Origin of the sequence: Corallococcus exercitus, assembly GCF_003611585.1 — a bacterium.
In the GTDB taxonomy this organism is placed as follows: domain Bacteria; phylum Myxococcota; class Myxococcia; order Myxococcales; family Myxococcaceae; genus Corallococcus; species Corallococcus exercitus.
Genome location: NZ_RAVW01000412.1, coordinates 1 through 8774 on the forward strand (window position 1 = coordinate 1; position 8774 = coordinate 8774).

General features: G+C 69.7%; 10 protein-coding genes and 2 tRNA genes. 6 read left to right on the top strand and 6 right to left on the bottom strand.

From position 1 onward, the window contains the following. Both D7W79_RS33985 and D7W79_RS33990 read right to left on the bottom strand, forming a co-directional pair. The coding region (locus D7W79_RS33985) for a myxosortase-dependent metalloprotease, MXAN_2677/MXAN_2678 family (RefSeq protein ID WP_120529491.1) at positions 1-790 on the bottom strand (790 nt) is incomplete at its 3' end. Next, positions 790-1371: a hypothetical protein gene (locus D7W79_RS33990; RefSeq protein WP_120529492.1), complete on the bottom strand. Its 582-nt coding sequence runs from the start codon at positions 1369-1371 to the stop codon at positions 790-792. The genes D7W79_RS33985 and D7W79_RS33990, both read right to left, overlap by 1 nt. Positions 1372-1459: 88 nt before the next feature. On the opposite strand from D7W79_RS33990, the gene gltX reads away from it, so the two are divergent. The 4 genes from gltX to D7W79_RS34010 all read left to right on the top strand — a co-directional run bounded on the left by gltX (position 1460) and on the right by D7W79_RS34010 (position 3658). Then, positions 1460-2911: a glutamate--tRNA ligase gene (gltX, locus tag D7W79_RS33995; protein ID WP_120529493.1), complete on the top strand. Its 1452-nt coding sequence runs from the start codon at positions 1460-1462 to the stop codon at positions 2909-2911. Between the two features lie 46 nt (positions 2912-2957). Continuing rightward, entirely contained in the window at positions 2958-3368 is a 411-nt protein-coding gene (locus tag D7W79_RS34000) for a hypothetical protein (protein ID WP_120529494.1), read from the top strand. A 66-nt stretch (positions 3369-3434) separates the two neighbouring features. Then, positions 3435-3505, top strand: a tRNA-Gln gene (locus D7W79_RS34005). Between the two features lie 81 nt (positions 3506-3586). After that, a tRNA-Glu gene (locus tag D7W79_RS34010) sits at positions 3587-3658 on the top strand. Positions 3659-3812: 154 nt separating this feature from the next. Here the strand turns inward: D7W79_RS34010 and D7W79_RS34015 are convergent. Further along, on the bottom strand, positions 3813-4781 hold the full coding sequence (locus tag D7W79_RS34015; RefSeq protein ID WP_171433218.1) for a response regulator: 969 nt from the start codon (positions 4779-4781) through the stop codon (positions 3813-3815). Positions 4782-4853: 72 nt separating this feature from the next. On the opposite strand from D7W79_RS34015, the gene D7W79_RS34020 reads away from it, so the two are divergent. After that, entirely contained in the window at positions 4854-5426 is a 573-nt protein-coding gene (locus D7W79_RS34020) for a hypothetical protein (RefSeq protein WP_244222125.1), read from the top strand. Here D7W79_RS34020 and D7W79_RS34025 read toward each other — a convergent pair. Together D7W79_RS34025 and D7W79_RS34030 are read right to left on the bottom strand one after the other, a co-directional pair. Continuing rightward, the gene (locus tag D7W79_RS34025; RefSeq protein ID WP_120529497.1) at positions 5404-6561 is read right to left on the bottom strand and encodes a sensor histidine kinase; all 1158 of its coding nucleotides are present in this window, start codon (positions 6559-6561) and stop codon (positions 5404-5406) included. The two genes, D7W79_RS34020 and D7W79_RS34025, sit on opposite strands and share 23 nt — an antisense overlap. A gap of 148 nt (positions 6562-6709) precedes the next feature. Next, positions 6710-6982, bottom strand: coding sequence for a DUF2795 domain-containing protein (locus D7W79_RS34030; protein WP_120529498.1), 273 nt, complete (start codon positions 6980-6982; stop codon positions 6710-6712). Positions 6983-7166: 184 nt separating this feature from the next. On the opposite strand from D7W79_RS34030, the gene D7W79_RS34035 reads away from it, so the two are divergent. Further along, entirely contained in the window at positions 7167-7373 is a 207-nt protein-coding gene (locus D7W79_RS34035) for a hypothetical protein (protein ID WP_120529499.1), read from the top strand. A 63-nt stretch (positions 7374-7436) separates the two neighbouring features. Here the strand turns inward: D7W79_RS34035 and D7W79_RS34040 are convergent. Beyond that, positions 7437-8774, bottom strand: a 1338-nt coding sequence (locus tag D7W79_RS34040) for a pyruvate dehydrogenase complex dihydrolipoamide acetyltransferase (protein WP_244222126.1), incomplete at its 5' end; no start/stop codon positions are given.

Sequence of the window (8774 nt, forward strand, 5' to 3'; positions counted from 1 at the left end):
TCCCATTGCCGTTCCCGTTCCCGCCCGGCACCGGGAAGCAGGGCTGGCTGGCGCTGCCCTTGGGGTACGCGACGCACACGAAGTTGCGCGAACCGGAGTCGATGGTGCGCTTGGACGTCTCACCCGGCGGCGCGCTGGGGTTCATGGTGGAGTTCGTCGCCAGCGTGTGGTCCAGGCCGACGAAGTGGCCCACCTCGTGGGTGGCCGTGTTCTGCACGTCCGTGTCCACGCAGTCCGGCGTCGCCACGATGCCGCACGGCCCGCCGTTGCCGGTGGTGAAGTTGAAGCGCGCGGCGTTGAAGGAGATGTCCGAGTCGTAGACGACGCCCGTGCGCTCGTCGTACGTGGTGAGCGTGATGGCGATGGTGCCGTCGCTGTCATCCCAGCAGTCGTACGTGTTCGCGCACGTGTCCTGGGAGAAGCAGGCGTCGTTGGCGTCCACGACTTCGCGACAGGCGCGGGCCCGGAAGAGGATGAGGTTGATGTTGTCGCCGGAGCGGTTGTAGCCCACCGTCCGGGAGTTCACGCGCGAGCCCTCCACCAGCGACAGGTTGCCGCAGCTGGCGAAGATGTCCTGCCAGCTCTGGAACGAGCGGGTGATGGCGTCGAACTCCGTGTGGTTCGTCGCCTTCGGGTTGCCCACGGTGCTCTGCTGCCAGGTGACGCTCTTCTGCGTCCAGTACAGGCACTGCGTGGTGTCATCCCCGGGGGACACGCGGCTGCGCACGTACGGCGCGGAGCTCTGTCCCATCACCGCCGCCAGCACCACCCACGACGCGAGCGCGCCCATCACTTCGCCCCCTTCTTCGCGGGCGCCGCCTGCTGCGCCTGGACCGCCGCGCGCACGGAGGCCTTCAGCTCCTCCAGCGTCACCGGCTTCGCGTTGGACACCGTCTCCTGACGCGTCTTCGGATCAATCAGCACCGCGTCGCCGGTGGACGCCGGGACCGCCATCGCGCCCGGGCCGGTGCGCTTCACCTGGTACTTGCCCTGCGCCATGCCGGCCAGCTGGAACGCGGACGCGCCGCGCTTCTCCAGGAAGACGACGACCTCCTCCCCTTCGGAGAAGGACGCCAGGCCGCTCACCACCTGGCCGATGTCCCCCACCCGGCCCCCCGGCTGGGTGACGAGCACCGTGCCGCCGGGCTGCCCCTTGAGGGCCTCCGTCACCTGGATCTCCACGTCGGTGACGATGCGCTGCTTGTCCCCGCTCCAGCGGCTCTGCACGCGCCGGACGACGCCCTGCACCACCGTGTCCGACGTCTGCGCCATCTGGGGCAGGTCCGCCCGCAGCATCGTGGTGGCCCCCACCGGCAGCCCTCCGAGCAGGGTGGCCAGCACCACCGTGCGAACCGCGTGTCGAATCGACATGGAAAGTCTCCTTGGCCGCGCAGCCTAACCCCAAGCGGGCGGCTTGCGTTGACCCTCGTGCACCCGTCCTGCTATCGCGCGCCTGCCCATGGCTCCGTCAAAACCCCGCGTCCGCTTCGCTCCGTCACCTACTGGATACCTCCACATCGGAGGCGCCCGGACGGCGCTCTTCAACTACCTCTACGCGAAGCGCTACGGCGGCACCTTCGTCCTGCGCATGGAAGATACGGACCAGGAGCGCTCCACGCCGGAGTCCGTGAAGGCCATCCTGGACGGACTGAACTGGCTGGGCCTGGACTGGGATGAGGGCCCTGGCAAGGAGGACCCGAAGTACGGTCCCTATTTCCAGACGCAGCGGTTGGACACGTACCGCAAGCACGCGGACCAGCTCATCGCGGAGGGAAAGGCCTTCCGGTGCTACTGCACCCGCGAGGAGATCACCCAGCGCCGCGAGGCGGTGGAGAAGGTGAAGGGCCAGGGCAGCTACCGCTACGAGGGCACCTGCCACGACCTGAAGGGCCCGCCCCCCGGCAAGAAGCTGGAGGACGCCGTGATCCGCTTCCGCATGCCCGCGGGCGAAGGCACCGTGTCCTTCGACGACAAGGTGCTGGGCACCATCACCAAGGCGCACTCGGACCTGGATGACTGGGTGATGATGCGCGCGGACGGCATCCCCCTCTACAACTACGGCTGCGTCATCGACGACCACCTGATGGAGATCGACTTGGTGGCGCGCGGCCAGGAGCACGTCAACTCCACGTTCCCGCAGCTGATGCTCTACCAGGCGCTGGGCTGGACGCCGCCGGCCTTCGCGCACCTGCCGCTCATCCTGGGGCCGGACCGGGAGAAGCTCTCCAAGCGCAAGCACCCGGAAGCGGACGTGATGCTGCACAAGCGCACGGGCATCATGCCGGAGGCGCTGCTCAACTTCGTCATCCGCCTGGGCTGGAGCCACGGCAACGACGAGGTCATCACCCGCGAGCAGATGGTGGAGTGGTTCGACTTCGACGGCGTGGGCAGCACGTCCGGCGTGTGGAACCCGGAGAAGCTCCAGTGGCTCAACCAGCAGTGGTTCAAGCTCCTGCCCCCGGCCGTGGTCGCGGAGCGGCTGGTGCCCTTCCTGGAGGCCCGCGGCTTCCAGGTGAAGGGCGACGCGCGCCTGGAGCCGCTGGTGCTCGCGCTGCGCGAGCGCTCGCGCACCCTGGACGAGATGGCGAACACCGCGTCCATCTACTTCAAGAGCGGCGTCACCCTGGATGAGAAGGCCGCCGCCAAGCACCTGAGCGGGGACTCGCTCAACCTGCTGCGCCAGGCCCGGGAGAAGCTGGCCGCCCTGCCCGCGTGGACGGTGGAGCCGCTGGACGGCGTGGTGAAGACGGTGAGCGAGGCCGCCCAGGTGGGCATGGGCAAGGTGGCCCAGCCCCTGCGCGTCGCCATCACCGGCAACACCACCAGCCCCGGCATCGGGGAGACGCTGCTGCTCGTGGGGCGCGAGGAGGCCCTCAAGCGCATCGACGCGGCGCTGGCTCGCGGGACGTGAGATTGACGGTGGACGCGGGCACCGCCGGGCCCTATCTTGGCCGGCGATGACGCGACCGCTTGACAGCCTGAGACCGCATTTCTATAAGGCGCGCCCGCTCGGGGCGGTGCTGCTCGCCCTCTGGGCAACGGCCTCTGGCGCCGAGCTGGTGAACGGCGCCCAGATTCCGGATGGTGCCCAGAAGGTGGGCGAGAACCGGTACCGGGCGTCGCGCGACTTCGAGGCGACGCTCGACTACTACAAGAACGTCTACCCAACCTCGAGCTACCCGAGGCGGTCCGTCGTCAACCAGCCGGGCGTCAAGGCCGTGCACATCTCCAACCCCTCCGGGAAGAACTTCGAGGGGCTGAACATTTACGAAGCGAACGAAGAGGTTCGCATCTACGTCGTCCCGCTGCAGGGGTCGGCGAAGCCGGCGAAGAAGTCCGAAGGCAAGCCGGTCAGGAAAACGAAGTAGTTGAAGTCAGCAGCAGAAGTCGGTAGTAGAAGCGCCCGCAACACGCAGCCGCAGCACGCAGCGCCTTGGGGAATCGTCTAACGGCAGGACAGCAGACTCTGACTCTGCTTATCTAGGTTCGAATCCTAGTTCCCCAGCTGAAAATCTCCGGTTGACTGGTCAGAACGGAGAATGTAGGAAGCAGCAGCAGAAACGCAGTGGTTGTAGGGAAGCAAGCCGGCCCTGTCGTCTAGTGGTTAGGACGGAGCCCTCTCACGGCTCAAACTCGGGTTCGAATCCCGGCAGGGTCACACTGAGACGCCCACCTTCGGAAACGAAGGTGGGCGTTTCGCTTTGCGGGCCTTGCCTTGGCGTCTCGCCCTGTCCTTCCCGCCCTGTCTCCGGTGACGGCCGCGCCCGTGCTCGTGGACGCGGCCCCAGGCTCCGGAGCCCGGGCACTCCCCTTCAGTTCGGGGTCGCGATGCTCTGGCGGAAGGTGTCCAGCGCGGCGGTGAGCCGCTGCTGGGCGCGCTGGATGCCCCGGCGCATCAGCAGCATGCGCACCTTCTCCGGCAGGACGCGGGCGGCGTTGGACTGGCCGTAGCCGACCAGGTCCATGCGCAGGGTGATGGCCTCCAGGAGGTCGCTCAGGTCGGCGTCCGCGCCGGCCAGGAGCACCACGTCCGGGGAGCGGCCCTGGAGCCGCTCCGCCAGCGTGTGCCACTGCGGATCCCCGGTCTCCACCACCACCACGTCCGCGCTCTCCAGTTGGGGCGAGTACGGCGGCAGCTCCACCACCTCGAACTCCGCGTCGCGCAGCACCTTCACGGCCTCCGCGCTGCCCACCACCGCGACGTTGCCGGTGTGGCCCAGGCGCACCGCCTGCTCGTAGTTGCGCAGCTCCGTCTCCAGCGCTTCGTGCGCGGGCTCCGGGGCGTCCCGGCCCGCGTCCAGCAGCGCCGCGGCCTGACGGGCCATCTCCCGGGCACCGTCGCGCGTGCGCACCCGCTCCGAGCGGCGCTCCAGCGCGGCGCGCACCTTGGCGCGCAGCACGCGCAGGTCGTCGAAGGGCTTCACGATGTAGTCGCTGGCGCCGGCGGCGAACGCGGCGATGACGGACTCGGAGCTGGCGTAGGCGGTGATCATCACCGCCTCCAGCGCGGGCTGCATCCGCCGCGCCTCCGCGATGAGCTCCACCCCGCCCATGCCGGGCAGGTTCTTGTCCGTCACCAGCACGTCGAAGCGCTGGTCCTTCAACAGGACGAGCGCCTCTTCCGCGCTGCCCACGGGGGAGACGATGAGGTCCGCTTCGCGCGCCAGCAGGCGCACGCAGATGTCGAGCACCACCGGCTCGTCATCCACCAGCAGCACCTTCGAGGCGAGCGTCCCCCGCCCTTCCCCTTCACCTTCGCCGGTCTCGAACGGGAGATCCATGAATTGGGAGGATCGCACAGCTCACGTCCAACTTCGAGGGTGGGAAACAGGCGCGCCCACTATGCTCGCCGGGTGAGCTTCGAAGACGCGCTCCGGGAGAACCGGGTGCCGCCACGGCTGGGCGACGTGCGGCTGTTCTACGACGGGGGCCGGCTGGTGGGGGAGTCCCTGCCGCCGCCCTGGACGCTGCGGCTGTTGCCCACGCTCCTCGTGGGGCTCGCCGCCGTGTGCACGGGGGTGGGGCTGCTCCTGCTTGTCCTGGACAAGGCCCGGACACCGGGCGCCGCGACCCTGCTCCTGGTGCTGGCGGGAGCCATGGTGGGCGGCGCGCTGGTGTTGGAGGCGCGGCTTCAGCGGCGGCGCTTCGTGCTGCACTTCAAGACGGAGTCCCTGCGGCTGGAGACGCTCGCGTGGGCCCCCGGCGCGGCGCGCACGGAGACCTTCCCCTTCGACGACGTGCGCGCGGTGCACATCATCGAACCGCCGAAGGGCGGATACGCACTGGTGGTGGAGTACGGCCCGGAAGCCGCGCCCCGGCGCGCACTGCTGGTGCGGGACGTGCGGCCGCAGGAGAGCGACACCCTCTACCGGGTGTGGCGGCTCCTGCACAACGCCTTCGGGCTCAAGGGAGCGGGGCTCGCTTGAAGGTGAGCTCGATTTCGGTGCCCTCACCCGGCGTGGACGACAGGCGGAGCTGACCGCCGAACTGGGTCACCAGCTCCCGGCAGATGGACAGGCCCAGCCCCGTGCCGATGCCCACGGGCTTCGTGGTGAACAGCGGCTGGAACACGCGCTCCTGCAGCGCCAGCGGGATGCCGCACCCGTTGTCCATCACGGACAGCACCACGTCCTCGTCGCGCGCCGCCCACCGCACGTCGATGCGGCCCGGACGGCCCGTGCCCTCCATGGCCTGCGCCGCGTTGACGATGAGGTTGAGCAGCACCTGGCACAGCTTCACCGGCCCGAACACGATGCGGATGGGCTCGCCGCTGCTGGTGAGCCGCGCCCGGTCGCGCACCTCCGCTCGCGCCAGCTTCACCGCGAAGGAGACGACTTCCGCCACGTCCGCGGTGGACTCCATGTCCTCGCCACGCGCCTGCGCGCGCAGGCCCAGCGCCACCTCGCGCAGGTGGGTGGCGCCCTCGGACAGGTCCTTGATGAGCGACGGCAGATCCTCGATGGTGGAGGACACCTCCGCGTCCGGATCCGTCGCCAGGTGGCGCGACACGTACTGCACCACCCGCTCCATGTCGCGCTGGAGGGACGACACGTTCTGCGTGAGGTAGCCCACCGGGCCCATGAGTTCGTGCGCGATGCCCGCGGTCACCTGCCCCAGCGTGGCCAGACGCTCGGACTTCATCATCCGGCCTTCCACTTCGCGGATGCGCAGCTCCAGGCGGGCAATCTTGAGCGCGTCCTCCAGCGCCGCCAGCAGCTCCGCGCGGTCCCACGGCTTGACGAAGTAGCGCGTCACCTGGCCGCGGTTCACCGCGTCGATGACGGCCTGCATGTCCGCGTACGCCGTCACCAGCATGCGCTTGGCGTCCGGCGCGATGGTGCGGGCGCGCTCCAGGAGCTCCACGCCCGTCATCCCCGGCATGCGCTGGTCCGACAGCACCACGCCAATCTCCCCGCGCCGCTGCTCCAGCAGCGCCAGGGCCTCGTTGGGGGACGAGCACCGGAAGATGCGAAACCGCTGCCCGAAGTTGGCGTCGAACACCCTCAGGTTGAGGGCGTCGTCGTCCACGTACAGCACGGCGGGCAGGTCCGAGGCGTTCATGGAGCTCCTCCAGACCGTGGCTTCCTCATCCGGAAGACAGGCTGGTCGCGCCGAAGATAACGCGCACGTCCGACCGCGCGCCTGGGGGTACCTTGTACCCAGGCCCCAAGCGAACGTCGCAAACAGCACGTCACCTCGGACTGAGGCGTCAGACGGAGGCGTTTCCGAGCGCGAGCGCCACCGTGTCCACCGACGGGAACCGGCCGCGGGGCAGCGTGCCCAGGAGCGACACCACATGCGGCGGCGCCTCGTTCTCACGCGCCACCCAGACCAACTGCTCCGCGGTGAGCGGGAACACCGCGCCGCGCAGCGCCTGCTGCAGCGAATGCGCCAGGGACACCACCGGAGTCAGGGGGGCCGGTGACAGCTCCACCTCCTGCAGTCCAAGTCCCAGGCGCTCGCGAGTCATGTCGTCGTTCATTGAGTGAGAAGTTAAGCAGCGAACCGCTCCGGCTGCCGACCTTTTTTCGCCGTCCGAAGGGAGTCAGGCAGGCAGGCGCTCTGCCCCTTCATCCCACCGGGTGGCCGCTCGGGTGTGGACATCCCACCGTACCGCCACGGAAGTTCCACCCACGCCCCCGTTTTCCGGGGAGGAGTGACGCACCATGGCGGACAAGAAGAACGAGGACGTGAAGCCCGTGAAGCACGTGCAGGCCACCCGCCCGGACCCGTGGCCCGGCATCCAGGGCCGCAGCCAGGAGCACGAGGAGGACCTGGAGACGGGCACGAAGCGCGCGGACCAGGCCGGCGTCACCGAGGCGCAGCGCAAGCTGGAGAAGGACGTCGAGTCGGACGAGCCGACGCGGGAGTAGTCCAGGCCGTGCCCCGCCCCCGTGCGTGTCGCACGGGGGCGAAGGCGGCGGACCGCTCGACCGCTAGAACAGCAACCGCGAGGGGTGCTCCAGGAGCCCCTTCAGCTCGCGGAGGTACTCGGCGCCGGTGGCCCCGTCGATGACGCGGTGGTCACCCGACAGCGTCACCGTCATCATCTTGCGCACCGCCAGCTGGCCGTCACGCACCACGGCCTTCTCCGCCACGGCGCCCACCGCGATGATGGCGGACTGGGGCGGGTTGATGACGGCGATGAACTGGTCGATGCCGTACATGCCCAGGTTGCTCACCGTGAGCGAGCCGCCCGTGTACTCGGCGGGCTTCAGGGAGCGCTTGCGGGCGCGCTCCGCCATGTCGCGGGACTCGGCGGAGATGGCCTGCAGGCCCTTGAGGTCCGCGTCGCGGATGATGGGCGTGATGAGCCCGTCCTCGATGGCGACCGCGATGCCCACGTCCACGGTGCCGTAGTGCAGCACCTGGTCGCCCTGGAGCGACACGTTCATCTTCGGTGAACGGCGCAGCGCGATGGCCGCCGCCTTCACGATGATGTCGTTGACGGACACCTTGAGGTCCAGCGCCTTGGCCTCCTCGCGGATCTTCACCGCGGCGTCCATCTCCACCTCCACCGTGAGGTAGAAGTGCGGCACGCCGGGCTTCACTTCCGACATGCGCTGGCCAATGACCTTGCGCATGGAGGACATGGGCACCGCCTGAGGCTCCGGACGCGTACCGAAGGCGCGAACCTCCGGCTGGGCCCCGGCCTTCTTCGCCGCCGGCGCCTGCGCGGCGGGAGCCTTCGCCAGGCCCTGGCCCAGCGCCTGCTCCACGTCGCGCTTCACCACGCGGCCCAGCGGACCCGTGCCGCGCACCTGGCTGATGTCCAGCCCGCGCTCCTGGGCCATGCGCTTCGCCAGCGGGCTGGCGCGCAGCCGGCCGCCAGCGCCACCACCACCCGCCGCCGGAGCCTGGGGCTCGCGGCGCAGCGGAACGACCTGTCCCCCGGCGGGCGCGGACGGAGCCGCGGCGACGGGCGCCTTCGGAGCGGCCGGAGCCTGGGGCGCGGCCGCCGGAGCGGAGGCCCCGGCCTTGGCGCCCTTGGGCGTGAGGAACGCGATGGGCGCGCCGACCTTGGCCATGTCACCCGCCTGCACGGTGATGCGCGCGAGCGTGCCGTCGTCGTACGCCTCCACCTCGAGGTTGGACTTGTCCGTCTCCACCTCGGCGATGGCGTCCCCGGAGGAGACCTTGTCCCCCTCCTTCTTCAGCCACTTGACGATCTTCCCCTCCGTCATCGTCGGGGAGAGGGACGGCATCAGGATGGCAATCCCCTCACCCGCGCCGCTGGCGGCGGGGGCCGGAGCCTGCTCGGGAGGCTTCGGGGC